Annotated in this window: 21 protein-coding genes; 20 read left to right on the top strand and 1 reads right to left on the bottom strand. The window is 61.1% G+C overall.

Features of this window, described 5'->3' with window-relative positions; all coding sequences use genetic code 11:
* Nucleotide 1 precedes the first annotated feature (1 nt).
* From thrC to parC, 12 genes are all read left to right on the top strand, one after another.
* Complete coding sequence (gene thrC, locus MRS74_RS00510) at nt 2–1,396, top strand: threonine synthase (RefSeq protein ID WP_254578313.1); 1,395 nt, start codon at nt 2–4, stop codon at nt 1,394–1,396.
* 69 nt (nt 1,397–1,465) lie between these two features.
* A complete protein-coding gene (locus tag MRS74_RS00505; protein ID WP_254578312.1) occupies nt 1,466–2,263 on the top strand; it encodes a YdcF family protein in 798 nt (265 codons plus the stop codon).
* 4 nt (nt 2,264–2,267) lie between these two features.
* Nucleotides 2,268–4,004, top strand: a complete 1,737-nt coding sequence (recJ, locus tag MRS74_RS00500; RefSeq protein ID WP_254578311.1) for a single-stranded-DNA-specific exonuclease RecJ — start codon at nt 2,268–2,270, stop codon at nt 4,002–4,004.
* A 52-nt stretch (nt 4,005–4,056) separates the two neighbouring features.
* The gene (locus tag MRS74_RS00495) at nt 4,057–4,239 is read left to right on the top strand and encodes a hypothetical protein (RefSeq protein ID WP_254578310.1); all 183 of its coding nucleotides are present in this window, start codon (nt 4,057–4,059) and stop codon (nt 4,237–4,239) included.
* A 242-nt stretch (nt 4,240–4,481) separates the two neighbouring features.
* Nucleotides 4,482–7,250 (top strand): sensor domain-containing protein, encoded by a 2,769-nt coding sequence (locus MRS74_RS00490; protein ID WP_254578309.1) that lies wholly within the window; start codon nt 4,482–4,484, stop codon nt 7,248–7,250.
* Between the two features lie 261 nt (nt 7,251–7,511).
* Nucleotides 7,512–9,281: a GGDEF domain-containing protein gene (locus MRS74_RS00485; RefSeq protein ID WP_254578308.1), complete on the top strand. Its 1,770-nt coding sequence runs from the start codon at nt 7,512–7,514 to the stop codon at nt 9,279–9,281.
* 82 nt (nt 9,282–9,363) lie between these two features.
* Nucleotides 9,364–9,984 (top strand): NUDIX domain-containing protein, encoded by a 621-nt coding sequence (locus MRS74_RS00480; RefSeq protein WP_254578307.1) that lies wholly within the window; start codon nt 9,364–9,366, stop codon nt 9,982–9,984.
* Nucleotides 9,985–9,995: 11 nt separating this feature from the next.
* Entirely contained in the window at nt 9,996–10,436 is a 441-nt protein-coding gene (locus tag MRS74_RS00475) for a DUF1249 domain-containing protein (protein ID WP_254578306.1), read from the top strand.
* A 38-nt stretch (nt 10,437–10,474) separates the two neighbouring features.
* Nucleotides 10,475–11,260 (top strand): metallophosphoesterase, encoded by a 786-nt coding sequence (locus tag MRS74_RS00470; protein ID WP_254578305.1) that lies wholly within the window; start codon nt 10,475–10,477, stop codon nt 11,258–11,260.
* A 46-nt stretch (nt 11,261–11,306) separates the two neighbouring features.
* Nucleotides 11,307–11,936, top strand: coding sequence for a YqiA/YcfP family alpha/beta fold hydrolase (locus MRS74_RS00465; protein WP_254578304.1), 630 nt, complete (start codon nt 11,307–11,309; stop codon nt 11,934–11,936).
* A 16-nt stretch (nt 11,937–11,952) separates the two neighbouring features.
* Nucleotides 11,953–13,851 carry a DNA topoisomerase IV subunit B gene (parE, locus tag MRS74_RS00460; RefSeq protein WP_254578303.1) on the top strand — a complete coding sequence of 633 codons (1,899 nt, stop codon included), beginning with the start codon at nt 11,953–11,955 and terminating at the stop codon, nt 13,849–13,851.
* A gap of 40 nt (nt 13,852–13,891) precedes the next feature.
* Nucleotides 13,892–16,147, top strand: coding sequence for a DNA topoisomerase IV subunit A (gene parC, locus MRS74_RS00455; RefSeq protein WP_254578302.1), 2,256 nt, complete (start codon nt 13,892–13,894; stop codon nt 16,145–16,147).
* 102 nt (nt 16,148–16,249) lie between these two features.
* Here the strand turns inward: parC and MRS74_RS00450 are convergent, their stop codons facing one another.
* A complete protein-coding gene (locus MRS74_RS00450) occupies nt 16,250–17,932 on the bottom strand; it encodes a hypothetical protein (protein ID WP_254578301.1) in 1,683 nt (560 codons plus the stop codon).
* Between the two features lie 258 nt (nt 17,933–18,190).
* Here MRS74_RS00450 and MRS74_RS00445 point away from each other — a divergent pair, with 258 nt between their 5' ends.
* Genes MRS74_RS00445 through MRS74_RS00410 form a run of 8 tightly spaced genes read left to right on the top strand, consistent with a single transcriptional unit; the run spans nt 18,191 to nt 26,024 of the window.
* On the top strand, nt 18,191–19,447 hold the full coding sequence (locus tag MRS74_RS00445) for a glutamate-5-semialdehyde dehydrogenase (protein ID WP_254578300.1): 1,257 nt from the start codon (nt 18,191–18,193) through the stop codon (nt 19,445–19,447).
* Between the two features lie 6 nt (nt 19,448–19,453).
* Nucleotides 19,454–20,122, top strand: coding sequence for a nicotinate-nucleotide adenylyltransferase (gene nadD / locus MRS74_RS00440; RefSeq protein ID WP_254578299.1), 669 nt, complete (start codon nt 19,454–19,456; stop codon nt 20,120–20,122).
* 6 nt (nt 20,123–20,128) lie between these two features.
* Entirely contained in the window at nt 20,129–20,470 is a 342-nt protein-coding gene (gene rsfS / locus MRS74_RS00435) for a ribosome silencing factor (RefSeq protein WP_254578298.1), read from the top strand.
* A 5-nt stretch (nt 20,471–20,475) separates the two neighbouring features.
* Entirely contained in the window at nt 20,476–20,943 is a 468-nt protein-coding gene (gene rlmH / locus MRS74_RS00430) for a 23S rRNA (pseudouridine(1915)-N(3))-methyltransferase RlmH (RefSeq protein WP_254578297.1), read from the top strand.
* 7 nt (nt 20,944–20,950) lie between these two features.
* A complete protein-coding gene (mrdA, locus tag MRS74_RS00425; protein ID WP_254578296.1) occupies nt 20,951–22,873 on the top strand; it encodes a penicillin-binding protein 2 in 1,923 nt (640 codons plus the stop codon).
* A 58-nt stretch (nt 22,874–22,931) separates the two neighbouring features.
* A complete protein-coding gene (gene rodA, locus MRS74_RS00420) occupies nt 22,932–24,074 on the top strand; it encodes a rod shape-determining protein RodA (protein WP_254578295.1) in 1,143 nt (380 codons plus the stop codon).
* A gap of 13 nt (nt 24,075–24,087) precedes the next feature.
* The gene (gene mltB, locus MRS74_RS00415; protein ID WP_254578294.1) at nt 24,088–25,143 is read left to right on the top strand and encodes a lytic murein transglycosylase B; all 1,056 of its coding nucleotides are present in this window, start codon (nt 24,088–24,090) and stop codon (nt 25,141–25,143) included.
* The gene (locus MRS74_RS00410; RefSeq protein WP_254578293.1) at nt 25,140–26,024 is read left to right on the top strand and encodes a septal ring lytic transglycosylase RlpA family protein; all 885 of its coding nucleotides are present in this window, start codon (nt 25,140–25,142) and stop codon (nt 26,022–26,024) included. The genes mltB and MRS74_RS00410 overlap by 4 nt, the downstream gene beginning before the upstream one ends.
* Nucleotides 26,025–26,083: the final 59 nt, after the last annotated feature.

Genomic DNA, 26,083 nt, shown 5'->3' with positions numbered 1-26,083 from the left:
CATGAAATATATTTCGACCCGGGGTCAGGCCCCCGCACTCAATTTCGAAGAAGTGCTGTTGGCAGGTCTGGCCAGTGATGGTGGACTTTATGTCCCCGAAACGCTGCCGACCTTCAGCACCGAAGAGATCGCATCCTGGGCGGCATTGCCGTACCACGAGCTGGCTTTCAAGGTGATTCAGCCCTTCGTCAGCGACTGCATCGATGATGCTGATCTGAAAACCATGGTGGATGAAACCTACGCCGGTTTTAGTCACAGTGCCGTGGCGCCGCTGGTTCAGCTGGGCTGCAACGAATGGGTGCTGGAGCTGTTCCACGGCCCGACGCTGGCATTCAAGGATTTCGCGCTGCAACTGCTCGGGCGCCTGATGGATCATGTGCTGGCCAAGCGCGGCGAGCGCCTGGTCATCATGGGTGCCACCTCCGGTGATACCGGATCTGCGGCCATCGAAGGCTGCCGTCACAGCGACCACCTGGATATCTTCATCCTGCACCCCAACAAGCGGGTGTCCGAGGTGCAGCGGCGCCAGATGACCACTGTGAAGGCCGACAACGTCTTCAATATAGCGCTGGAAGGCAACTTTGATGACTGCCAGCAGATGGTAAAGGACAGCTTTGCCGATCAGGCCTTCCTCAAGGGGCTGAAGCTCGGTGCCGTCAACTCGATCAACTGGGCCCGCATCATGGCCCAGATCGTGTACTACTTTGCGGCCTCGCTGGCCGTGGGTGGCCCGCAGCGTCCGGTGGCCTTTTCGGTGCCGACCGGCAACTTCGGCGATATATTCGCAGGCTATCTGGCCAAGCAGATGGGCCTGCCCATCGCCCAGCTGGTGGTCGCCACCAATCGCAACGACATTCTGCACCGGGTCATTTCCGGTAACGACATGAGCCGCGGCGAGCTGGTGCATACGCTGTCGCCGTCCATGGATATCATGGTGTCGTCCAACTTCGAGCGTTTGCTGTTCGATGTGTACGACCGTGATGGTGCGGCCATCTCCGACCTGATGGCGCGTTTTCGCACCGAGGCCGTACAACTCGATGCGCCGCGCTGGGACAAGGTCCGGGAGTTGTTCGACAGCCAGGCGGTCGACGACGAAACCACCTGCAAGCTGATTCGTCAGGTGCATGCGCAAACCGGCTATCTGCTGGATCCGCACACCGCGATTGGCCTGCAGGCCGGGCGCGACTGCAACCGTGATCGCAGCATTCCGATGATCACCCTGGCTACGGCCCATCCGGTCAAGTTCCCGGAGCCTGTGGTCAAGGCGGGTCTCGAATCGCCGCAGCTGCCAGAAGGCATGGCGGATCTGTTTGAACGCCCCGAGCACTATGAAGTGCTGGCCAATGACCTGTCTGTGGTGCAGGCATTCCTGGCCTCCCATGTTCACAAGGCGTGAAGGTCCCTGGGCCTGATATGCTGAGTCCGATACGCAGCGCCTGTGGCGTTGTGTATCGATTGTGCGTGCATGGATAACCTGTTTTTCCTCATTTCCAAGACCCTGTGGCTGGCGCTACAGCCGGATAACCTGCTGGTTCTGCTGCTGTTGCTGGCTGCCTGCGGTATCTGGCTGCGCCGCCGCTGGGCCCGGGCGCTGCTGGGGTTTCTCGCCCTGGCCATGCTGGGCCTTATGCTGATGCCCCTGGGCAATTTGCTGCTGGAACCGCTGGAATCGCGTTTCCGGCCTGCGACAATGCCCGAGTCGGTGGCGGGCATCTTGGTGCTGGGCGGCGGCGAGGATGCTGATCTGAGTGCGCGCTGGGGGCAAAGCCAGTTCAACAGTGCGGCCGAGCGTCTGATGGTGCTGCCGGAGCTGATGCAGCGTTACCCCGATGCCCAGGTCCTGTTCAGCGGTGGCTCTGCGGCGGTGCTGGATGCGCAGTACCGTGGCGCGGATGTCGCCCAGGACTGGCTGGCCACACTGCCGGCTTCTCTGGCCGAGCGGCCGATACTGTTCGAGCGTGATTCGCGCAATACCTGGGAGAATGCCCTTTTAAGTACCCGTCTGCTGGGCGGCGTACCGGAGCAGCCGTGGCTGCTGGTCACCTCTGCCTTCCATATGCCGCGCTCCATGGGGATCTATCGTCAGCTGGGCTGGCAGCTTGTGCCTTACCCGGTGGACTACATCAGTAGCGGTGATCTGGTGCGTGTGCAGTTCGCCCTCAATCTGCGTGATCTGGTGGTCGGCGTAAGGGAATGGACCGGTCTGCTGATTTATTATCTTACAGGGCGAACCACTGCGTTTTTCCCGGCACCTGAGGCTTGATGCCATGACGGATATACAGATTGAGCGGCGTCCTGCGCCGGACAGCAGTCTGCCGGTTTTCAGCGAAACCCATCCCGTACTGGCGCGTGTTTATGCCGCCCGCGGCGTGCAGTCACTGAGTCTTCTGGGGCGCTCGCTGGCAGAATTGCTGCCGGATTCCGGCCTGCAGGGGCTGGATGCGGCGGTGGCCCGGCTGCTAAGGGCGATTAGCGCCGGCGAGAGCATACTGATTGTCGGTGACTTTGACTGCGACGGTGCGACCAGTACCTCGGTGGCGGTGCTGGCGCTGCGCATGATGGGCGCAGCCCAGGTGGATTACCTGGTGCCTAACCGGTTTGAATACGGCTATGGCCTGAGTCCTGAAATTGTTGAGGTGGCTCGTCAGCAGAACCCGCATCTGCTGGTGACGGTCGACAATGGCATATCCAGCATTGAGGGGGTGGCCCGTGCCAACGCCTGTGGCATGGATGTGGTAGTCACCGATCACCATCTGGCCGGTAGCGAACTGCCAGCGGCCTGCGCCATCGTCAACCCCAACCAGCCCGGTTGTGGCTTTATCGCCAAGTCGACCTGTGGTGTCGGGGTGATTTTTTACGTCATGATCGCGCTGCGCCGGGCGCTGGCGGCCAGCGGCTGGTTTGAACAGCGTAACCTGCCGGCGCCGAATCTCGCCAGCCTGCTGGACCTGGTCGCGCTGGGGACTGTGGCTGATGTGGTGGCGCTGGAGCACAACAACCGGGTGCTGGTGCATCAGGGGCTGCAGCGAATCCGTGCCGGCAAGGCACGCCCAGGGCTGCAAGCACTGATTGAGGTGTCGGGCCGCAATCAGTCACGCCTGGTGGCGAGTGATCTTGGCTTTGCCCTGGCGCCGCGCCTCAATGCCGCCGGCCGGCTTGAAGACATGTCTATCGGCATTGAATGTCTGCTGACCGATGATCCTGATCGTGCACTGGAGCTTGCCCGCACCCTTGATGAGCTGAATCAGGAGCGTCGCGGCATCGAGCAGGAAATGCAGCAGCAGGCGCTGCAATCGCTGACGCGGCTGGAACTGGATGAAACCGAGCTGCCCATGGGGCTCTGCCTGTACGATGAAAGCTGGCATCAGGGCGTTATCGGCATTCTGGCTTCGCGCATCAAGGAGCGGGTGCATCGTCCGGTGATCGCCTTTGCGCCCGGTGATAACGGCGAGATCAAGGGGTCGGCCCGCTCGATCAGCGGCTTCCATATCCGCGACGGACTCGATGCCATCGCCGCGCGTTACCCCGGCATGCTGCACAAGTTTGGCGGTCATGCGATGGCGGCGGGAATGACGCTGGATGCGGCACGCTTTGCCGATTTCAGTGCAGCCTTTGATGAGCAGGTGCGGTTGCAACTCGACGCTGGCGCCCTCACGCGACGCCTGCTGACGGACGGTGCGCTGAGTGCCGCCGATCTGAACATCGAGCTGGCTGAAGTGCTGCGAGAGGCTGGGCCCTGGGGGCAGCTGTTTCCGGAGCCGCTGTTCGATGGCGAATTCGGTCTGCTGCAGCAGCGCATTGTCGGGCAGCGGCATCTCAAGCTGGTGCTGATGGAGCCGGCCACAGGCCTGGCGATTGATGCCATCTGGTTTAATATTGATACCGCGCTCTGGCCGGACACTTCGGTGCAGCGGGTGCGGGTGGTGTATCGGCTGGACGTGAATGAATTTCGCGGTCAGCGCAATCTGCAGCTGATGGTGGATCACCTCGAAGCGATCAGCTAATTAATGTGGGGCCACCCAGGCTCCCGAATCTGGTGATAGAGGAAGTACGGGAATGAATGATCTGACGCTGAATGAACTCAACACTCTGCTGGCGGTTTTCGCCAGGGCTGGCGTTGAAGCGGACGCGGGTGCCGAGGGTGAGCTGCTGCAGCGTCTGAGTCAGGCCCGGGCCGAGCGCGAAGAGCTGGACAACATGGACTTTGACGACTGTGCCGGCGGTGCCTGCAAGCTGTAATGCTGTTTGCTCTGCGTCTAGTCAGTGGCGATGGAGGGCGGTTTGAGCGTGCAGGTTTGCGGTGAGCGTGAACATCATGCAGGATGTGAAGGATGACTTAATCACGGATGAAACCCGATAGGGTCTGCCGGGGTAAATGATTGCAGAGTCTCGCTCTGCCGCCGCATCTTAGCGTCGAAGTCGACCGGGCCCTGTGGGCTCAATCAAGTCAGGAGCCGCTGATGTCAGCAGGACGCAGGACGATGTCTGCTCAGAAAGCACAAGGCCGCGTGCCTTTGCCGGGTTTTGTTTCAGTGTCCGCTGTTACGTCGATGCTGTGGTCATCGGTGTCAATGGCGGCCGACGTGCAGCTGCTACTCGATGATCCCGCATTTGTGATGACCGCACTGCTGGTGCTGCTTGCGCTGGCCCTGGCCGTGCTGGCTGCAGTCTGCTATCGCAGTTGGCATCTGCAGAGGCAACTGCGCGAACTCGACGCCAGTCGGAACCGCTACCGGGCCGTCTTTGATGCGCTGCCGGAGGCGGCCAGCATCAAAAATGCCCGTGGTCAGTTTCTGGACTGTAACCCTGCCTTCGCAGAGTTCGCTGGCTTGAATACTGAGGGGCTGCGTGGGAAAACCAGCGGTGAAATATTCTCGACAGCCGACGGGCAGCGCATCTCCGTGGAGGAGCGTCGTGCCCTGAATTCCGATGGCATCTTTCGAAGCGAAGACTGGGTGCACGGTGCCGGACATCGGCCGCGCCTGGTAAGTTTTCTGCGCGCCCGCCTGCCGCTGCAGGGGTCGCAGGAGCAGGCGCTGCTTGTCATCGGCAGAGACATTACGGAGCAGCGTCAGGAGGAGGTCATCACGCGGCTGCAGAACATGACGCTGGATTGCCTGCTGCGCGGCATTGCCTTGACCAGGGTGCTTGAGCGGCTGGTCGAAACGGTGGAGCAGGCCTATCCCGGGCTGCTCTGTTCGGTCATGTTGCTGGACAAGGACCGATTGCTGCGCTCCACGGCGACACCTTCACTGCCCGATTACTTTAGCGAAGCCACAGATGGGCTGGCTGCGGCCGAAGGCGTTGGTGCCTGCGGTACGGCCGCCGCCACCGGTAAACGGGTGATTGTCGAGAACGCGCAGGAACATCCCTATTTCGCTCCTTTTGTAGAGATCGTTGCCCAAGCCAATATCATTGCCTGCTGGTCGGAGCCGGTGCTGGGCAGTCAGGGTGAAGTGCTGGGGACCTTCTGCCTGTATTCGCCCGAAGTCGGTGGGCCCATGCCGGCGCAGATCAAGTTGCTGGAGCAGGCGGCACGGCTGGTGAGTCTTGCGGTGGAACGCAGCCGGCGCGAAGATCAGCTGCGAAAGCTGTCGCGAGCGGTGGAGCAAAGCTCCAGTATGGTGGTGATTACCGATGCCAGCGGCATTATTGAATATGTTAACGAAGAATTTTGTGAAGTCACCGGCTACAGCGTTGAGGAGGTGCTGTCGCAGCGTCCGTCGCTGCTGAAATCCGGTGAGACCGATGCCGAGGTGTACCGCAGCATGTGGCAGGCATTGCTGGCGGGGCAGGACTGGCACGGTGAAATTCGCAACCGCCGCAAGTCAGGCGCGCTCTACTGGTCGGCGCTGTCGGTGTCGCCTATTCTGGACGAAGGCGGCAATGTAACCCACTTTATCGGCCTCAGTGAGGATATCTCCGCCCAGAAACATTCCCAGGCGCAGATTGAGCAACTCGCCTTCTACGACCCTCTTACCCAGCTGGGCAACCGGCGGCTGTTCCGCGAGCAGCTGGATCAGGAGCTGCGCAAGGTGCGCCGTACCGGCCAGCAGCTGGCGGTGTTCTACCTGGATCTGGACAACTTCAAGCAGATTAACGATACCCTCGGCCATGACGTCGGTGACCGGCTGCTGCAGGCGGTCGCCGGACACCTGCGGGTGACGCTGCGCGAGGCGGATATCATTGCACGCCTGGGCGGTGATGAATTCATTATCCTGCTGCCCCAGGTGACCGGTCTGGCGCAGGCCAAAAGGGTGGCGGAGAAGCTGCTTAACGCCCTGCGGACACCGATTCCTGTGGCCGGGCATGAGGTGCTGATCACCTTCAGCATCGGCATCACACTGGCACCGGATGACGGAGATACCTGGTCTGTTCTGATGAAGAACGCAGATCTGGCGATGTATCGCGCCAAGCGCCAGGGGCGCAACAACTATCAGTTCTTCACCCGCGAAATGAATGAGGAAGTCATGCGGCGGGCGCAGATGGAAGCTGAGCTTCGCACGGCGCTGGAGGAGGGGCATTTCTCCCTCGCCTACCAGCCGCAGTGGAATTTGCTGGGCGGCTTGCAGCTGGTGGGCATGGAGGCGCTGATCCGCTGGCACCATGCGGAACGTGGCTGGATATCACCGGCCGAGTTTATTCCGGTGGCCGAGGAACTGGGTCTGATTGTGCCGCTGGGCAACTGGGTGATTCACGAAGCCTGTCGGGCCGGTTTTCATCTGGTCGAGCAGGGGCACGACGTCAAGGTGGCGGTGAACCTGTCGCTGCGCCAGTTCCGTGACCCTAACCTGTTGAATACGGTGCGTCTGGCGTTGCAGGACAGCCGGCTCGAAGCGCGGTATCTGGAGTTCGAGATCACCGAGTCCATGATCATGGATGATATCAGCCGGGTACTTGAGATTCTGGGTGCCCTCAAGGATCTGGGCGTGACGCTGTCTATTGATGACTTTGGCACCGGCTATTCGTCGCTGAGCTATCTCAAACAGTTACCGCTGGATCAGCTCAAGGTGGATGCCTCCTTTGTGCGGGATATTCCCCATGATCTCAACGACATGGAAATAGCCGCCGCCGTTATCGCCATGGCTCACAAGCTGGGGCTCAAGGTGGTGGCAGAGGGTATTGAAACCCCGGCGCAGCTTGCCTTCCTGCGGGACAACCGTTGTGAAATGGGCCAGGGCTACCTGCTGGCACGTCCTATGTCGCTCGAATCCGTGCTGCAGTTGCTTGAGGTCGAGCTGACCGATTGAGTCGCAGGCGCTGGGGAGGGTTTTCTGCCGTTGTCATGAATCTGTCATTAATCGGGCATAGTCTGGCGGCCAGAATGTCGCTAGTGTGCTGGTGCATTCTTGGTGGTGCTTTAGAGCGAGCTCATTTTTTCGTCAGCCAAGGCGTGAGGCGGAGTCATAGTGGGGCTATGGCGACAACGAACAACGCAGGATGGCGGAAAAAGGGGCCGTTGTAAGCTTCATATAGCGTGCAACAGTACAGTAGCTCCCGGTGAATAACGCATGCAGTCAAGCCTTCACATAGCGCCCGTGGCGAACGAACTCAGTGTGCTGGACACCATTATTCGTGACGAAAATCTGACTCCCTATTTTCAGCCGATAGTCGATCTTCAGAGCGGTGAGGTGATTGGGCACGAGGCGCTGATTCGCGGCCCCCAGGGCTGCGCCATGCAGATGCCGGGGCCTCTGTTCGAAGCAGCACTGGCCGCGGGCCGCCTGGCGGAACTTGAGTTGCTGTGCCGGCGCCTGGCGTTGCAGCGTTTTGCCGAACTGCGCCCCGCTGGCAAATTGTTTCTGAATATCAATGCGTCCCTGCTTGGCATGCCGGGTCATCCCCAGGGCCTGACGCTGGAATGGCTCGAAGAGCTGCAAATCCCCCAGGCCAGTATCGTTATCGAGTTGTCGGAACAGCATCCGTTTGATCATTGCGGCCTGACGCAGACCGCGGTGCGCCACTATCAGGACATGGGCTTTGGAATCGCTATCGATGACCTGGGTTCCGGTTATTCGGGGCTGCGGCTCTGGTCGGAGCTGGAGCCGGCCTACGTCAAGATCGACAAGCACTTTGTACGCGGCATTGATCAGGACAGCGTGAAGCGGGAGTTCGTCAAATCCATTATCAATATTGGAAACAGTACCCGCTGTCGTATCATTGCCGAGGGGATTGAAACCCGCGGCGAGCTGCATGCGCTGCAGCTGCTGGGTGTCGGTTTTGGCCAGGGTTTTCTGCTTGGCAAGCCCCAGTCGCTGCCGGTCGCGGCCGCCGCGTGCCGCCAGATTGCCATGATGCCAAGGGGGGCCAACCGGGACAACGAAGGTGCCGAAACCGCTGCCGTGCTGCTCAGGTCTGCGCCGGCGGTGATGCTGGAAGACAAGATCCATGCCGCCAGTGCGCTGCTGCACCAGCACCCGGATCTGACGCTGATTCCGGTGCTGGATGATGGTCGCCCCGTGGGCGTGCTGCGTCGACAGGCGCTGTGGGAGCTGTATTCCAGCCAGTATGGTCGGGCGCTGTATGAGCAGCGTTCTGTTAGCCACATCATGCAGGGTGATTTTCTGGCGGTTGATATTGGCATGCCGCTGGAGCAGGTATCGCACCTGCTGACTGAACAGGAATCCAGTCTGATGCAGCAGGATATCCTTATCGTTCAGGATGGCAGCTATCTGGGCATGGGCAATATACGCGACCTGCTGCGCAATATTACTGAACTCAAGATCCGCAGGGCCCGCTATGCCAATCCGCTGACGCTGCTGCCGGGCAATGTGCCGGTGAACGAGGAACTCGGCCGTCTGCTCGAGGGCGCCTGTGATTTCCATGTGGCCTATTTTGACCTGAATCAGTTCAAGGCCTACAACGATCGCTACGGCTATGCCCGGGGCGATCGGGTAATTCGGCACCTCGGCGATCTGCTGACGCGTCATGCCAGTGCACCTGATACCTTTGTCGGCCATATCGGCGGCGACGACTTCGTGGTGATCTTTCGCCATGGGCTCTGGCGACTGGCCTGTGAGCGCATTCTGGAAGAGTTCGGTCATTCGGTGCGCGATTTCTATGATCCGCAGCACCTGAAGGATGGCGGTATCTGGGCCGAGGGGCCTGAAGGCGGCCGTCAGTTCTATGAACTGCTGGGGCTTGCCGTCGGCGTGGTGCACCCGGACCCTTACCGCTGCCCGGGCTTTCAGGAGGTGGGGGAACTCGCCGCTGAGGCCAGAAAGGCCGCCAAGACAGCCCGCCTCGGACCCCTGTATCTGTCCCCGCGTCGCGCCCTCTGAGCGCCGTCCACTCAATATAGCCTCTGGCCTGCGCCGATTATGATCTCTGCTATAGTGTGCGTTTCACAACGGGAGCGCAGAAATGACTGGCGCCTGGAAACCCCGTTTCGGCGTCGCTGATTTTCATATCAGCGCCGACGAAGCGCTGCATCATGGCTTTTTCAAGCTTGACCGCGTAACGGTGACACACCGCTGTTTTCTGGGCGGCGAGGTTAGCATAGAGCGCGAGCTATACCGGCGCCGTGATGCTGTCTGTGTGCTGCCCTATGACCCTGTGCTACGCGCCGTGGTGCTGATCGAGCAATTCCGCATAGGTACCCTGGATCATCCCCGTGGCCCCTGGCAGCTCGAACTGGTGGCGGGGCTGGTGGAGCCGGGGGAGAGTGCCGCGGATGTTGCACGCCGTGAAGCCGTGGAGGAGGCCGACCTGCAGCTGGGGGCCATCGAAGCCATCAGCCGCTTTACGCCCAGCCCTGGCGCTGCCCGAGAATATATTGATCTGCTTTGCGCCCAGGTGGATGCCAGTCAGGCCGGGGGAGTTCATGGCCTGGCGGAAGAGGGTGAGGACATTCTCGTGCATGTACTGTCGCTGGATGACGCCTGTGCGCTGGTGCGGGAAGGGGTGATCGATAACGCCCCGGCGATCATTGCGATACAATGGCTGCAAATGCACAGCCCGCGACTCGAACAGCAGTGGGTTTAACGGGAGCCACCATGAAACGCAAGTATGTACCCGACCTGTCGCGGCAGATGGCCCAGTGTGAGGCCAACTACGCGCGCATGATGAAGCTGCTGCCGGACCTGGATGTCTGCGATCATCGCGAATTCCAAGTGTACTGGAAAGCGCATCAGGTCGTGGTGCGTCTCGAAGTGGAGGAGCGCTTCGCCTATACCTCCACGGTGCTGGTAAAGCAGCTGCACGAAGGTGGTTCTAACTGGCTGACAACCCCCACGCTGGTGGTGCGGCTCTACCACGATGCCACCATGGCGGAAGTCATCTGCATGAAGAGCCGGCGGCAGTTGTCCGGCGTCTATGGCTATCCCAACCGTGACATGCACCATCCCGACGAAAAGGCGCAGCTCAATGGCTACCTGGGTGAGTGGCTAAGCCACTGCCTGAACCACGGTCACCACAATGAACCCGTCTTTGTTTAACGATCTGTGTAATAGCGCTGTTTCAAGAGCTGTCTGAAATGCCCCTTCGCCTGCTGCAGTTGAGTGACTGCCATCTAAGCCCGGAGCCCGGTGGCCTGTTCCGTGGTATTGATCCCCTCTGTCATCTGCAGGCCGTGGCCGCTGATGCGCGTCAGCGCTTTGCACAGGCCGACCTGCTGTTGCTGACCGGTGATCTGACGCATCACGGCGCGCCCGATGCCTACCGGCGGCTGCTGGATTCTGTTGCTGGCCTGGCAGCACAGCGCCACTGGCTGGCGGGCAATCATGATGTGCCTGGGTCCATGCAGGCGCTTGAGGCGCAGGAGCCGGCACTGGGCTGCAAGCTGATCGACAGCGAGCACTGGCGCATTCTGCTGCTGGATTCCACCACTCATCCCGATGGCCGTGGTAGCGGCAGCCTGTCCGACGCGGAGCTTGAATGGCTGCGCCAGCAACTGCAGAGCGTCGGCCAGCGCTGGGTGTTTATCGCCTTGCATCATAATCCAGTGGCCCTTGGCAGTGCCTGGCAGGATGCCATCATGCTGGGCAATGCCGCGCAGTTCTGGGCCGTTGTTGATCGTTGTCCGCAGGTGCGCGGGCTGATGTTCGGTCATGTACACCAGCAGCAGCATCTGCAGCGCGGCCAGATACAGCTGTTTGCGGCGCCTTCCACCGCGATGCAGTTCCAGGCGGGCTGCGACAATTTTCAGCTGGAAACCGACGCTGCGCTGGCGCGTCCCGGCTATCGCTATTACGCGCTGCAGGATGATGGCCGCATAGATGCAAGGCTGTGTCGCGTCGATATGCCGGATTGCGTCAACTAGGCCCCTCCGGTATGGTTCCGCCATGTAGTATCAGCAAGGAGCGGGGATGACGCAGACCCATTTTATCTATGTTCACGGCTTTAACAGTTCCCCCGCGTCCATCAAGGCCCGCATCCTGGGTGACTACCTCGAAGGTGAGGGTTTGGCGGCGCACTACAGCGTGCCGGCTCTGTCGCACTGGCCCGCAGAGGCCATGGCGCAGCTCGAAGCGCTGGTGGCAGACCCGCAGCAGCCCGTGCTGCTGGTGGGCAGTTCACTGGGCGGGTTTTACAGTACCGCGCTGGTGGAAAAATACCCGCACTGTCGCTGCGCGCTGGTCAACCCGGCCGTAGCGCCCCAGACGCTGCTGGCCGGCTGGCTCGGCGACAACGAAAATCTCTATACCCACGAACACTACCAGCTGACGCCGCTGCATCTGGCCCAGCTGGAGGCGCTGGTCTGCCCCGAACTGCATGCTCAGGAGCGTTATCTGCTGCTGCAGCAGAGCGGGGATGAAACCCTGGATTATCGCGAGGCGGTGGCCCGTTATGCGGGCTGCGTGCAGTTTGTGCAGCCAGGTGGCAGCCATGGTTTTGACCGTTTCGAGAATCTGCTGCCGGCGATTCTCGCCTTTGCGGCCGGGCGTATCGAGTTGCCCGAACCCGTAGCCTTACCTTTCTCCCAGCTATCGCATTGACAGGAATCCGCAACCGATGGCGACACAATACACAGCCGAGGCGATTGAAGTCCTCAGTGGTCTGGATCCGGTAAAACGCCGGCCGGGCATGTATACCGAAACCGACCGTCCCAACCACCTGGCCCAGGAGGTGATCGACAACTCCGTCGATGAGGCGCTGGCCGGCCACGCCAAACAGATCGACGTCGTGCTGCACAAGGACGGCTCCATGACCGTGAGCGACGACGGCCGTGGCATGCCGGTGGATATCCACCCCGAAGAGAAGGTCAGTGGCGTTGAGCTGATCCTCACGCGGCTGCATTCCGGCGGCAAGTTCAATAATGACAACTACCAGTTCTCCGGCGGCCTGCACGGCGTGGGCGTGTCTGTGGTCAATGCCCTGTCGCGCCTGCTGGAAGTGCAGGTCAAGCGTGATGGCAATGTCTATCGCATTGGCTTTGCCGATGGCGACAAGGTCTCCGAGCTCGAAGTCGTCGACAATTGTGGCAAGCGCAATACCGGCACCAGCCTGCGCTTCTCACCGGACCCGAAATACTTCGACAGCCCGAAATTCAGCGTACCGCGTCTCAAGCATGTGCTGCGCGCCAAGGCGGTACTCTGTCCGGGGTTGCGGGTCACCTTTATAGACCAGGGCGATGCCAAGGCCGAGAAAGACGAGTGGTACTACGAAGATGGCCTGGTGGCCTACCTCAAGGGGTCGACCCAGGTATTCGAGGCGCTGCCGGCAGAGCCCTTCAGCGGTAGTCTTACCGGTGAAGAAGACGCGGTGGAGTGGGCCGTGCAGTGGCTGGTGGATGGCGGTGACATGGTGGGCGAAAGCTACGTCAACCTGATTCCCACAGCCCAGGGCGGCACCCATGTGAACGGCTTTCGTACCGGCCTTCTCGAAGCCATGCGCGAGTTCTGCGAGTTCCGCAACCTGCTGCCACGGGGCGTCAAGCTCAGTGCTGATGATGTCTGGGAGCGCTGCTGCTATATCCTCTCGGCCAAGATGCGGGACCCGCAGTTTGCCGGCCAGACGAAAGAGCGCCTGTCGTCACGCAAGATTGCCGCCTTTATTTCCGGTGCCATCAAGGATGCCTTCTCCCTCTGGCTGAACCGCCATGTGGAAGAGGGTGAGCAACTGGCGGAGCTGGTCATCAGCAATGCCCAGCGTCGCCTGCGGTCCAACAAGAAAGTAGTGCGCAAGAAGGTGACCCAGGGGCCTGCACTGCCGGGCAAACTGGCGGACTGCTCCGGCGGTGATGCCATGCAGTCCGAGCTGTTTCTGGTGGAGGGTGACTCGGCCGGGGGCTCGGCCAAGCAGGCGCGGGATCGCGAATTTCAGGCCATCATGCCGCTGCGTGGCAAGATCCTGAATACCTGGGAAGTGGACTCCGGCGAGGTGCTGGGGTCGCAGGAAATTCACGATATCTCCGTGGCCATTGGTGTTGAACCCGGCTCCGACAATCTTGCAGGTCTGCGCTACGGCAAGGTCTGCATTCTTGCCGACGCCGACTCCGACGGTCTGCACATCGCCACCCTGCTGTGCGCCCTGTTTGCGCGTCATTTCCGCCCGCTGGTGGCGGCCGGTCATATTCATGTCGCCATGCCGCCACTGTTTCGTATCGATGTCGCCAAGGAAGTGTTCTATGCCCTGGACGAGGACGAGAAGAACGGCATTATCGAGCGCATTCGTGCCGAACGCAAAAACGCCAAGATTGGCGTGCAGCGCTTCAAGGGTCTGGGTGAAATGAATCCGCTGCAGTTGCGTGAGACCACCATGGCGCCGGATACCCGCCGTCTGGTGCAGCTCACCATTGATACGGACGAGGGTGACGACACCGACGAGACCATGGACATGCTGCTGGCCAAGAAGCGCTCGCCGGATCGCAAGAGCTGGCTCGAGATCAAGGGCAACCTGGCCGATATCTGAGGTCGGGCAACGGCATCAGATGCACTGACGGAATTTTGAAATGAGTACAGAATCCACTTTTGAGAACGGCGTCGAGCGATTGTCGCTGAAAGATTTCAGCGAGAAGGCCTATCTGGATTATTCCATGTACGTCATTCTCGACCGCGCCCTGCCGCATATTGGCGATGGCATGAAACCGGTGCAGCGACGCATCGTCTATGCCATGTCGGAGCTGGGCCTCAAGGCGACGGCCAAGTACAAGAAATCGGCCCGTACCGTCGGCGACGTGCTGGGCAAGTTCCACCCCCACGGTGATTCGGCCTGCTACGAGGCCATGGTGCTGATGGCGCAGCCGTTCAGCTACCGCTACCCGCTGGTCGATGGCCAGGGTAACTGGGGCTCGCCCGACGATCCCAAGTCCTTTGCCGCCATGCGATATACCGAGTCGCGCCTGGCGCCCTATGCCGAGCTGCTGCTGCGCGAGCTGGGCCAGGGCACGGTTGACTGGCTGCCGAACTTTGACGCCACCCTGCAGGAGCCCGCGGTACTGCCGGCGCGTCTGCCCAATGTGCTGCTCAACGGCACCACCGGCATTGCCGTGGGCATGGCGACCGATATACCGCCGCACAATCTGCGTGAAGTGACCCAGGCCTGTCTGCACCTGCTGGACCATCCTTCGGCGGATGTGCAGTCGCTGTGCGAATTCATTCCGGGGCCGGACATGCCCACGGACGCCGAAATCATTACGCCGGCCCATGAGCTGCGCAAGCTCTATGAAACCGGTCGCGGCTCGGTGCGCATGCGTGCGGTCTATATCCGCGAGCAGGGTGAAATTGTGGTCACGGCGCTGCCGCATCAGGTCTCAGGCGCCAAGATTCTGGAACAGATCGCAGGTCAGATGCAGGCCAAGAAGCTGCCGATGGTGGCGGATCTGCGGGATGAATCCGATCACGAAAACCCCACCCGGCTGGTGATCATTCCGCGCTCCAATCGCGTTGATATCGACCAGCTGATGGCACATCTGTTTGCCTCCACCGATCTGGAACGCAGCTACCGCGTCAACCTCAACATGATCGGCATTGATGGCCGGCCCCAGGTGAAGGATCTGCGTCAGATCCTGACCGAGTGGCTGAGCTGGCGAACCCAGGTGGTGCGCCGCCGTCTGCAGCACCGTCTCGACAAGGTGCTGGACCGGTTGCACCTGCTCGAAGGTCTGATGATCGCCTACCTCAATATCGACGAGGTGATTGCCATCATCCGCTACGAGGAGGAGCCCAAGGCCGAGATGATCCGGCGCTTCAATATCAGCGAGCGCCAGGCCGAGGCGATTCTGGAGCTCAAGCTGCGCCACCTGGCCAAGCTGGAAGAGTTCAAGATCCGCGCCGAGCAGGACGAACTGGAGGCCGAGCGCAAGCGCCTCGAGGAAATCCTGGGCTCAGACGCGCGTCTGCGCAAGCTGATCAAGGATGAGCTGAAGGAAGACGCTAAGACCTACGGCGATGACCGCCGTTCGCCCATAGTGCAGCGCAACGAAGCCCAGGCCTTCAGCGAGAAGGACCTGCTCAGCGCCGATCCCGTGACGGTGGTGATTTCAAAGCAGGGCTGGATTCGTGCCGCCAAGGGCCACGAGATCGATGCCCAAGGGCTGAGTTACAAGTCCGGTGACAGTTTCAAACTGGCCTGTACCGGGCGCATGAATCAGCCGACATTGCTGCTCGACTCGACCGGGCGCAGCTATACCCTGGATACCCACACGCTGCCGTCGGCGCGGGGACAGGGCGAGCCTGTGACCAGCCAGCTGTCGCTACCCAAGGGTGCGACCATCGAAGGCATGTTCTCGGGGCAAGATAACGATCGGGTGTTGCTGGCCTCGGATGCGGGCTATGGCTTTATCGCCAAGGTGTCTGATCTGAGCAGCAAGACCAAGAACGGCAAGGCGGCGCTGACGCTGCCGGAGGCGAGCCTGACCCTGATGCCCATTCTGGTGAAGGATGTGGCACGGGACCTGCTGGCGGCGGTCACCAATGAAGGCCGGCTGCTGGTCTTCCCTGTGGCGGATCTGCCGGAGCTGGCGCGGGGCAAGGGCAACAAGATCATCAATATCCCTGGGGCAAGGGCCAAGGCGCGGGAAGAGTATCTGACCGCACTGGTGACGCTGGATCCGGACCGGACCCTGGTGGTACATGCCGGGCGGCAGCATCTCAAGCTCAAGCCGGCGGAGATCGATCACTATCGTGGCGAGCGTGGCCGACGCGGCAACAAGCTGCCGCGGGGCTATCAGCGGGTTGATCGTCTGGAAGTGGACGGTAGCGAGTAGCGGGCAGCGCCTGCACGCGCTCTGAAATACGAAAAAGGCGCTGGCGACCTCTGTGTCGCCAGCGCCTTTTTGCTGTCTGGTCTGTGGTGCCTCCGGCTGAGGTCAGTCTGTCTTGCTCATCAGGTGGCTGGCCTGTCGCTGCAGCAGTTCCTCGTAATCCTCGCTCAGGCGATGGATCAGTACCTTGTCTTCGTCCTCGCGCCTGATATCGGCGTGCTCCAGCAGATTGCCCTTCAGGTCCGGAACTTCGGTCAGCGCCGTGTGGCTGATCAGCTCGTTACTCTGGGTGCTGCGGGTCAGGAACTGGACTTCTTCCAGCATCAGTGAGGGCTTCTGGCAGTTGCCGCGTACCAGTGCTATATGCAGGTTCAGTACCGGCTGGAAACAGCGAATGCGGCTCTGGTTAAAGGCCCGGTACAGCAGGGTGAACAGCTTGGCGGCACAGAGGGCATTGGCACCGTGGGCGTCGTCGTCGGTGGGCTGGCGGAACCAGATGCGAACGTCGCCGTTGTCCTGTGGCTCGATGTCACCACTGTAAATGGCGGCGATCTGATGGGCGAACTGGCCGTAGTGGGTCAGCAGTTCGGTACGCTCGTTCTCGTCGACATACTCGGCATGGCCGCTGGCGGCGTCGATCAGCAGCAGATAGCTGGCCTCTTCCGGCGTCAGTATCAGTTCCAGTTCGTGCTCAAAACTGTAAAGGCCCAGCTGAGTCTCGGCGCGTTCGCGCAGCGGATTGGGCGCGCTGGGGCGCTCGGGTTCGGCCGCGGCTGGCTCATCGTCGTCAAACTCCAGATCCTCGTCGATAAAGCGCGGCTCCTGGGTGCGCTCGAATTCTTCCGGCTGCGGCGCCGAGGGCATGAAACGGGGCATCAGCCGCTCCTTCACCGGCCGCAGCAGATCCAGCAGTCCCTCGAAGCCTGACTCTTCCCGATCAGGCTGTCGGCGCTTGTTCGAGGCGTCGTTCTGATCGTCGTACGGATCACTGCCCTGGTCGGGATCAAACTCATCGTCGTCGAGGAGCTGATAATCCTCGGGGGCTGCGTCCGATGCGTCTGCGTCTTCGGCCGGGAAATCGTAGCGCCGGGGATCGGCTTCAGTATCGGCGTTATCCTGGTGCAGGTCCGCCGCATCCGGATTTTCCGTCGAGAAGGCCATTGCGTTCAGCTCGTGCATCGGTTCTGCATCCAGCGCTGCGCCTGGTTCTTCTTCCAGCTCGGCATCCGTCAGGGCTTCATCGTATTCTTCGGCATCGAGGGGTTCGCGTGGCGGGCGAGGATTCAGCGTCATGGCCAGGGTCAGCAGGGACACCAGGGCGCTGCCGAGCCAGAGCATGGCCACCAGGGGCAGCTGCCCCAGGCGCTGCTCCCGGGCAGGGGCCGGATCGAGCCAGAACAGCATGCGGCCCAGGGTCTGCTGCTCGCGCTCCAGCACCAGTTCGCGTTCCAGCGGTCCTTCGGCTTCGCCGCTGCGGGCGACCAGTTCGTTGGTCTGGTTATAGAGTGCGATGCCGCGCACTTCGGGCTGATCGCCAAGCTCGTTAATAAGGTAGTTCAGGCTAACCCGGTCGTCGGCCAGCAGCAGCGGCTGCAGCAGCACGGCGGACTGGCGCATCAGCTTGCCGCCGGATGCCAGCGTCTGTGCCTGGGCATCCTTGCTGGCGCTGAACCAGAGGTAGCCGCCGCTGAGCAGCAGGCCAAAGGTCATAATCATGGCCAGTTGCAGCAGCAGGCGACGACGCAACGGGGACGGAATGGCGGTGATATGGGGCTGGACTGCGGACATAGTGTGCTGGGTTATCCAGGGGCGCGTGGAAATTGGACGAAACCGATCATAACAGCTCAACCGGGGCCGGCACAGTGCTGCCGGGCTGCATGTTGCAGCGCACCCAGACGCCATTTAAAACGCCGGCTGCAGTGATCTGTTGATGCATCGATTCGGGTGCCGTATTCGACGCTTGCAGCAAAAGTGAAATCCTTCATGCAACATCCGGGTTCCCGACGGTATAATGCGCAGGTTAACGACCGGAGCTAAGGGCAGGGCATGAACGTAGAGGCATACATGATCGAGCTGGGTCAGCGTGCACGCGAAGCGTCGCGGCTGATGGCGCGGGCTGAAACCGGCATCAAGAACAAGACGCTGCTGTATATGGCAGAAGCCCTGGAGGCTGCCCGCGAGGTGCTGGCCAGTGCCAACCGACAGGATCTGGAAAACGGCAAGGCCAATGGTCTGGATGCAGCCATGCTGGACCGTCTGGAACTGACACCGGCGCGTATCGATACCATGATCGAGGGCCTGCATCAGGTGGCGACACTGGCAGACCCCATAGGTGGAATCACCGATATGAACTATCGCCCCAGCGGTATCCAGGTCGGCAAGATGCGCGTGCCGCTGGGCGTGATCGGCATCATCTATGAGTCGCGTCCCAATGTGACGGTCGAGGCGGCGAGCCTGTGCCTGAAGTCCGGTAATGCCGCGATCTTGCGTGGTGGCTCCGAATCGATTCATTCCAATCAGGCGATTGCGGCCTGCATTGCCGCGGGCCTCAAGCGCGCAGGACTGCCGCAGACGGCGGTGCAGGTGGTTGAAACCACAGACCGTGCCGCCGTGGGACAACTGATTACCATGCCGGAGTACGTCGACGTTATAGTACCCCGCGGCGGCAAGGGCCTGATCGAGCGGGTCAGCCGTGATGCGCGGGTGCCGGTGATCAAGCATCTGGACGGTATCTGCCATGTCTTTATCGACAGCGATGCCGACACCTCCAAGGCGATTAATATAGCGCTCAATGCCAAGACGCACCGCTACGGCACCTGCAACACCATGGAAACCCTGCTGGTCGACAGCAGTGTGGCCGCCAAGGTGCTGCCGGAGCTGGCCGGCGCCTATGAGCAGGCCGGCGTCGAGCTGCGCGGCTGTGAACGCACCCGTGCGCTGTTGCCGCAGATTGTGGCGGCAACGCAGGAAGACTGGTCCACAGAATACCTGGCCCCCATACTGTCGATCCGTGTGCTCGACGGCATGGATGAGGCCATCAGCCATATCAACACCTACGGTTCTCACCATACCGATGCCATCGTCACGGAAAACTACACCAAGTCGCGGCGCTTCCTGCGGGAAGTGGATTCCAGCTCGGTGATGGTAAATGCCTCGACGCGCTTTGCCGATGGTTTCGAGTACGGCCTGGGGGCCGAGATTGGTATTTCCACGGACAAGATTCATGCCCGTGGCCCTGTTGGCCTAGAAGGCCTGACGTCGCAGAAATACGTGGTGCTGGGTGATGGTCATATCCGTCAGTAAACGGACATGACCAATACCGGCCCTGCGGATGCCCTGGTTTTCATGGGCGGCACCTTTGACCCCGTGCACAATGGCCACCTGCGCACCGCGCTGGAGATCCAGCAGTGGATGGGGGTCGAACAGGTCTGCCTGATTCCGTCGAAGATCCCGGTGCACCGCGAGCAGCCCGGCTGCTCGTCGGAACAGCGTCTGGCCATGGTAGGCCTGGCGGTGGAGCAAGAACCGGCCCTGCGGGTGGATGCGCGCGAGGTGCTGTCGGACCAGCCGTCCTACAGCCTGCTCACGCTGCAGTCGTTGCGGGCCGAAATCGGCCCCGACCGGTCGCTGTGCATGGTGCTGGGCATGGATGCCTACCTCGGGCTGGCCAGCTGGCATGGCTGGGAACAGCTGCCTGACTACTGTCACATCATAGTGGTGTGCCGGCCAGGTTATGTATACGAGCCGGATGAGCGGATGCAGCGTTTTTTCCGTGCCCACGAAACCCGTTCGCTGAGGACAGTGCTGGGATCGCCCTGTGGTCGCGTGCTGATGCACGAACTGACGCCGCTGAGCATCTCGGCCACCCAGATTCGCCAGCTGGTGGCGAAGGGGCTGTCACCCCGATACCTGTGTCCGGACCCCGTCTGGCACTATATGCAACAACACAAACTTTACGTGATTGAAGAGGATAGTTAACCCAAGATGCGGATTGATCAACTGGTCACCCTGGCGCAAACCGCGCTGGAAGATATGAAAGCCAAAGATGTTGTGGTACTGGATGTGCAGGGCAAATCCAGCGTGACCGACTTCATGCTGATCGCCAGCGGAACCTCCCATCGCCATGTGAACTCCATTTCCCAGGAAGTGATCGATAAGGCGAAAGAAGCGGGCGTAATACCGCTGGGCACCGAAGGCCAGACCGGCGGTGACTGGGTGCTGGTGGATCTGGGCGATATCGTTGTCCATGTCATGATGCCGGATGCCCGCAGCTTCTATGATCTGGAACGGCTGTGGAGCTTTGACGCGGCTAAGGCGGCAGAGTAACGGCAATGAAAGTACGTCTGATTGCCGTTGGCGGCAAGATGCCTGGCTGGGTCACCCAGGGCTACGATGAGTACGCCAAGCGGCTGCCGGCGGATTTGACGCTGGAGCTGGTGGAGTTGACGCTGGGTCATCGGGGCAAGGGCGCGGATATCGCCCGGGCCAAGCGCCAGGAAGGCGATCAGATGCTGGCGGCCATCCCCAAGGGAGATCTGGTGGTGGCGCTGGAGGTGGAAGGTCGCAACTGGTCGACCGAGCAACTGGCCTCGAACATGGAAGGCTGGCGCATGGGCGGTCGAAACGTCTCCTTGCTGATCGGCGGTCCGGACGGTCTGGATGCCCGCTGCAGTGCGGCGGCTGAGCAGCGCTGGTCGTTGTCGGCGCTGACGTTGCCCCATCCGCTGGTGCGCGTGCTGCTGGCAGAGCAGCTCTACCGTGCCTGTACCATTTTGCAGGGTCACCCCTACCACAAATAGCGATTTCATGGCCTTCGAACGCTTCAAGGATTACAGCCAGGAAAGCCGCACCTTTGGTGCCCGGGCAATGCTGGCCTTTGTGCTGGTAATCGCGCTGGTGGCGGTGCTGGTTGGCCGGCTCTATTTCCTCCAGGTCGTGCAGTACGACCGTTATGCCGCCATGTCGGAGGACAACCGGGTGCATCTGCAGCCGGTGGCGCCGACCCGTGGCCTGATTTACGACCGCAATGGCGTTTTGCTGGCCGACAACCGTCCCAGCTACAGCGTGACGGTGCTCAAGGAAGAGGTGAAGGATCTCGACGGCACCCTGGCAATTCTGAAACAGCTGATTCCCATCACTGAATCCGAGCTTGAACGCTTTCAGAAGCGCTACCACCAGCGCCGCCGCCCGTTCGAAACGGTGCCGGTGCGTTTTCGTCTCACCGAGCTCGAGATTGCCCGCATTGCCGTCAACTATCACCGCTTGCCGGGCGTGCAGGTTGAGGCGGATCTGATCCGCTACTACCCCTACGGCGAGGCAGTGGTGCATGCGCTGGGCTATGTCGGGCGTATAAACGAGGCAGAGCTGCAGCGGGTGGAGGCCAACAACTACGCCGCCACGCACTATATCGGCAAGCTGGGTATCGAAAAATTCTACGAGCCGCAGCTGCACGGCCAGGTGGGCTTCCAGAAGGTCGAAACCAATGCCCGTGGCCGAGTCTTGCGCGTGCTGGAACGCGTCGATCCGGTGCCGGGGGATGATCTGGTGCTGAGCCTTGATCTGCGCTTGCAGCAGATCACCGAACGGCTGCTCGATGGGCGTCGTGCCTCGGTGGTGGCGATCGACCCCAAAACGGGCGGCATTCTGGCGCTGGTGAGCGAGCCGGGCTATGACCCCAACCTGTTTGTGACCGGTATTTCGACCACCGACTACAGCGCGCTGCGAGACTCGCCCGACCTGCCGCTGTTCAACCGTGCGCTGCGCGGCGGTTACCCGCCGGGGTCGACCATCAAGCCGGTGATTGCCCTGGCGGCGTTGGATTCCGGCACTGTATCACCGAGTCATTCAGTGTGGGATCCGGGTTTCTTTACCCTCAGTCAGGGCGGGCGCCGCTACCGGGACTGGAAGCGCGGCGGCCATGGCCGGGTGGACCTGAATCTGGCGCTGGCCCAGTCCTGTGACGTCTGGTTTTACGATGTCGGCTACCGCATGGGAGTGGACAAGATGTCGGATTACCTGGGGCGCTTTGGTTTTGGCGCTGTGACCAGTCTGGATCTGCCCGAAGCGGTACCGGCGGTGCTGCCATCCAAGGAATGGAAACGCCGCGCCCGCAAGCGCCCCTGGTATCCCGGTGACTCGGTCAACCTCAGTATCGGTCAGGGCTTTTTCGTAGCAACGCCGCTGCAGCTGGCAACGGCCGCCACTGTACTGGCCAACCGCGGCAAGTGGGTGCAGCCCAAGCTGTTGCAGGGGGTGCGCACCCAGGGCGAGGACGGCGATATCCGTATCAACATGCCGCCGCTGGATGATGCTGAGCCCGTGCCTGCAGACGTGACCCTGAAGTCCGATACGTACTGGCAGCAGGTGATCCAGGGCATGGTGGATGTTATGCACGGCGAGCGCGGTACCGCGCGCAAGGTCGGCAAGGACTCAAGTTATATCATCGCCGGCAAGACCGGTACCGCTCAGGTGGTGGGTATCAAGCAGGATGAACGTTACGATGCTTCCAAACTGTCGGAACGCAACCGTGACCATGCGCTCTTCCTCGCCTTTGCGCCGGCGGACGATCCCCAGATCGCCGTGGCCGTGGTAGTGGAAAACGGCGGCGGCGGCTCCAGTACGGCAGCACCCATAGCGCGTCAGGTCATGGATGCCTGGCTGCTGGGCATAGACCCCAGCCAAGATCCGATGGCAGAAGAAGTGCTGCAGGAAGTGGAAATATCACGATGACGACTGAATCACTGACTATGGGACAGCTGTTCTCTGTTGCAGCCTTGGGGGTTGTGGCATGAGCCTGCGCGATTTTCAGCGCACCATGCCGGAGTCCGGCCAGCATCTGGCAAAGCGCCCGGGCTGGTGGTCCCATACCCATCTGGATGCCTGGATGCTGCTGTTCCTGCTGATGCTGTGTGGCTTCGGGCTTTTCGTGCTCTATAGCGCATCCGGGCAGGACGTCGGTTACGTCAGCCGGCAGGCGATGCGCATGGGAGCGGCTCTGGTGGTGCTGGTCGGGTTGGCCCAGGTCAATCCGCGCCATCTGGCGCGCTGGGCGCCCTGGATGTTTGCCGCCAGCGTACTGCTGTTGCTGGCAGTGCTGCTGGTCGGGGTGGGTGCCAAGGGTGCGCAGCGCTGGCTGGCACTGCCGGGGTTCCGTTTTCAGCCATCGGAAATCACCAAGCTGGTGCTACCGCTGATGATTGCCTGGTATCTTTCGAGCCGGCCGTTGCCTCCGCGACCGTTGCACATTATTGTCTCGCTGGTGCTGCTGGGCATTCCGTCGGTCATGATCATGAAACAGCCGGACCTTGGCACCTCGCTGCTGATTGCGGCCTCCGGCATTTTCGTGCTGCTGCTGTCGGGCATTCTCTGGCGCTATGTGCTGGCCGCCCTGGTGGCTGCCGGGGCGGCGCTGCCCGGGCTCTGGATGGTGATGAAAGACTATCAGCGTCAGCGGGTACTCACTTTTCTGGACCCCGAGAGCGATCCGCTGGGCAGTGGCTGGAACATTATCCAGTCCAAGACCGCCATAGGTTCAGGCGGTGTCTGGGGCAAGGGCTATATGGCCGGCACCCAGTCGCAGCTGGATTTTCTGCCGGAGTCCCACACCGACTTCATTATCGCGGTCATTGCCGAGGAAATGGGTCTGATCGGTGTGCTGATTCTGCTGTTCCTGTATCTGCTGGTGATCGGCCGCGGCCTGATCATTGCCAGCCGGGCGCCGGACAGCTTTGGCCGTCTGGTGGCGGGCAGCATTATCCTGACGTTCTTTGTGTATGTATTTGTAAACATCGGCATGGTCAGCGGACTCTTGCCGGTGGTTGGTGTGCCGCTGCCCTTGATCAGTTATGGCGGTACCTCTATTGTGACGCTGATGGCAGGGTTCGGCATTATGATGTCGGTTCACACCCATCGGCAGATGCTGCGTCGATAAACAGGGATTAAGTATGCAAAAAGTTTTGGTTCCCGCTTTGGTTACACTGGCGCTGGTATTGCAAACCGGTTGTGCTTCAACAGCGGTTGGTCATGTCAGCAAGGACGCAGCTCCCGCCCCGGCGGCGGCAGATGCCGGCACCGGCTATTCGCAGTATCCCGAGGCGCAGGGGCTGATCGACGAGATGGTGGCCGAAGGCGTGGATCGCGCCTATCTGATGAGCCTGCTTGATCAGGCGCAGCGCCAGGAGTCTATTCTCAAGGCCATGTCGCGCCCGGCGGAAAAGCATCTGACCTGGGGCGAGTACCGCAAGATCTTTATTGAACAGAAGCGTATCGACCAGGGCCTTCAGTTCTGGCGCGAGAACGCCGATACCCTGGCCCGGGCCGAGCAGCAGTTCGGTGTGCCGGCTGAGGTGATTGTCGCCATTATCGGCGTTGAAACCCGTTACGGGCGCATTACCGGCAGTTACCGCGTGATTGATGCGCTGGCGACGCTGGGGTTTGATTATCCCAAGCGCGGCGCCTTTTTTCGCGGCGAGCTGAAGGAATACGTGCAGCTGGTGCAGGAAGAAAAGGTTGATCCACTGTCGCTCAAGGGCTCCTACGCCGGCGCCATGGGATACGGCCAGTTTATCCCGTCGAGCTTTCGCGCCTATGCGGTGGACTTCGATGGCGACAACAAGCGTGATATCTGGAGCAATCCGGTGGATGCCATCGGCAGCGTCGCCAACTATTTTTCTCGCCACGGCTGGAAAAAGGGTGAGCCTGTGATCAGCAATGTGGTGATCAACGGCACCACAGACGCCAGCTGGTTCAATGCCGGTCTCGAACCCGAAGTCACCCTGGCGCAGTGGGCCGAGCGGGGTATCAACACCCGCAAGGATCTTGATCAGACGCAGAAGGCGACCCTGATGCAGCTGGAGATGGCCGAAGGTGACGAATACCGCTTTGGTCTGCACAACTTCTACGTCATCACCCGCTATAACCACAGCCGTCTGTACGGCATGGCGGTGCATGAACTCAGCCAGATGATCGGCGCCGCCTACCGGGGGAGCAAGCAGGGGTGAGTTTCACACAAGTGCGCCTGTATCTGGGGCTGCTGCTGGCGTTGCTGGCCGGTTGCTCGTCCTCGGTAAAACAGACTGAAGACAGCACCGGCGCTAGCCGCGTCCCCGAAGCCAATGCCGGTCGTTATTCCATGCAGCACGACAAGGCGCCGCTGGAAATGGTGGATGTGTCCAAGGTGCCCGATGCCGTGCCGCGGCTGGAGCCCAAAAGCCTGAGGGGGAATCGCAGTCCTTACGAGGTGTTGGGGCAGCGTTACCACATTCTGGACAACGCGCTGGGCTATCGCGAGCAGGGCACCGCGTCCTGGTATGGACGCAAGTTCCATGGCTATGAAACGTCCAATGGCGAAGTCTACGACATGTTCAGTATGACGGCAGCGCACAAGTCGCTGCCGCTGCCGAGCTATGTTCGGGTGACAAACCTCGATAACAACCGCAGCGTGGTGGTGCGGGTGAATGACCGCGGTCCCTTCCATGAAGGACGGGTAATTGACCTGTCCTACGCGGCGGCGTCGCGGTTGGACATGATGGGCGAGGGCACGGCCCGTGTCTCGCTCGAAGTGCTGGATCCGCGCGGGACTCTGGCTGCGGCCCCCGCCCTGACTGCCGGAAAAAAAGCGGCTTCAGGGCCTGGGCGCTACCTGCAGGTGGGCGCCTTCTCGGACCGTGCGGCCATCGAGCGCATCGAACAGAATATTGGGCAGCTGTCTGCGGGCCTGAACCTGCGGGTGTCACCCGTGACCCAGGAAGGTCGCACCCTTTACCGGGTGCAGCTGGGGCCTGTGCCCGACAGCGAAACCGAAGCGCGCCTGATGCGTCAGCTGGCTGATGCCGGTTACACCGCCGCCCGTCCGGTGGACTTACCCTTATCGCCTGAGTAGAGTAGAACTTTTAGTCTCCCAAGACGTCTACCCTGCACCCAATTTCCCGCGAACTGAAT

This window comes from Marinobacterium sedimentorum (genome assembly GCF_024267675.1).
In the GTDB taxonomy this organism is placed as follows: Bacteria; Pseudomonadota; Gammaproteobacteria; order Pseudomonadales; family Balneatricaceae; genus Marinobacterium_A; species Marinobacterium_A sedimentorum.
Note: the sequence above shows the minus strand (reverse complement) of the source record. Positions and strands in the feature narration are given on the sequence as shown.

Excerpts from the sequence above, each read along its gene's own strand:
- MRS74_RS00505 (WP_254578312.1), top strand. The coding sequence starts at position 1,466 with ATGGATAACCTGTTTTTCCTCATTTCCAAGACCCTGTGGCTGGCGCTA.
- parE (WP_254578303.1), top strand. The coding sequence starts at position 11,953 with ATGGCGACACAATACACAGCCGAGGCGATTGAAGTCCTCAGTGGTCTG.
- nadD (WP_254578299.1), top strand. The coding sequence starts at position 19,454 with ATGACCAATACCGGCCCTGCGGATGCCCTGGTTTTCATGGGCGGCACC.
- MRS74_RS00495 (WP_254578310.1), top strand. The coding sequence starts at position 4,057 with ATGAATGATCTGACGCTGAATGAACTCAACACTCTGCTGGCGGTTTTC.
- MRS74_RS00475 (WP_254578306.1), top strand. The coding sequence starts at position 9,996 with ATGAAACGCAAGTATGTACCCGACCTGTCGCGGCAGATGGCCCAGTGT.
- thrC (WP_254578313.1), top strand. The coding sequence starts at position 2 with ATGAAATATATTTCGACCCGGGGTCAGGCCCCCGCACTCAATTTCGAA.
- MRS74_RS00490 (WP_254578309.1), top strand. The coding sequence starts at position 4,482 with ATGTCTGCTCAGAAAGCACAAGGCCGCGTGCCTTTGCCGGGTTTTGTT.
- MRS74_RS00465 (WP_254578304.1), top strand. The coding sequence starts at position 11,307 with ATGACGCAGACCCATTTTATCTATGTTCACGGCTTTAACAGTTCCCCC.
- rlmH (WP_254578297.1), top strand. The coding sequence starts at position 20,476 with ATGAAAGTACGTCTGATTGCCGTTGGCGGCAAGATGCCTGGCTGGGTC.
- recJ (WP_254578311.1), top strand. The coding sequence starts at position 2,268 with ATGACGGATATACAGATTGAGCGGCGTCCTGCGCCGGACAGCAGTCTG.
- parC (WP_254578302.1), top strand. The coding sequence starts at position 13,892 with ATGAGTACAGAATCCACTTTTGAGAACGGCGTCGAGCGATTGTCGCTG.
- mrdA (WP_254578296.1), top strand. The coding sequence starts at position 20,951 with ATGGCCTTCGAACGCTTCAAGGATTACAGCCAGGAAAGCCGCACCTTT.
- rsfS (WP_254578298.1), top strand. The coding sequence starts at position 20,129 with ATGCGGATTGATCAACTGGTCACCCTGGCGCAAACCGCGCTGGAAGAT.
- MRS74_RS00485 (WP_254578308.1), top strand. The coding sequence starts at position 7,512 with ATGCAGTCAAGCCTTCACATAGCGCCCGTGGCGAACGAACTCAGTGTG.
- MRS74_RS00480 (WP_254578307.1), top strand. The coding sequence starts at position 9,364 with ATGACTGGCGCCTGGAAACCCCGTTTCGGCGTCGCTGATTTTCATATC.
- mltB (WP_254578294.1), top strand. The coding sequence starts at position 24,088 with ATGCAAAAAGTTTTGGTTCCCGCTTTGGTTACACTGGCGCTGGTATTG.
- MRS74_RS00450 (WP_254578301.1), bottom strand. The coding sequence starts at position 17,932 with ATGTCCGCAGTCCAGCCCCATATCACCGCCATTCCGTCCCCGTTGCGT.
- MRS74_RS00470 (WP_254578305.1), top strand. The coding sequence starts at position 10,475 with ATGCCCCTTCGCCTGCTGCAGTTGAGTGACTGCCATCTAAGCCCGGAG.
- MRS74_RS00445 (WP_254578300.1), top strand. The coding sequence starts at position 18,191 with ATGAACGTAGAGGCATACATGATCGAGCTGGGTCAGCGTGCACGCGAA.
- rodA (WP_254578295.1), top strand. The coding sequence starts at position 22,932 with ATGAGCCTGCGCGATTTTCAGCGCACCATGCCGGAGTCCGGCCAGCAT.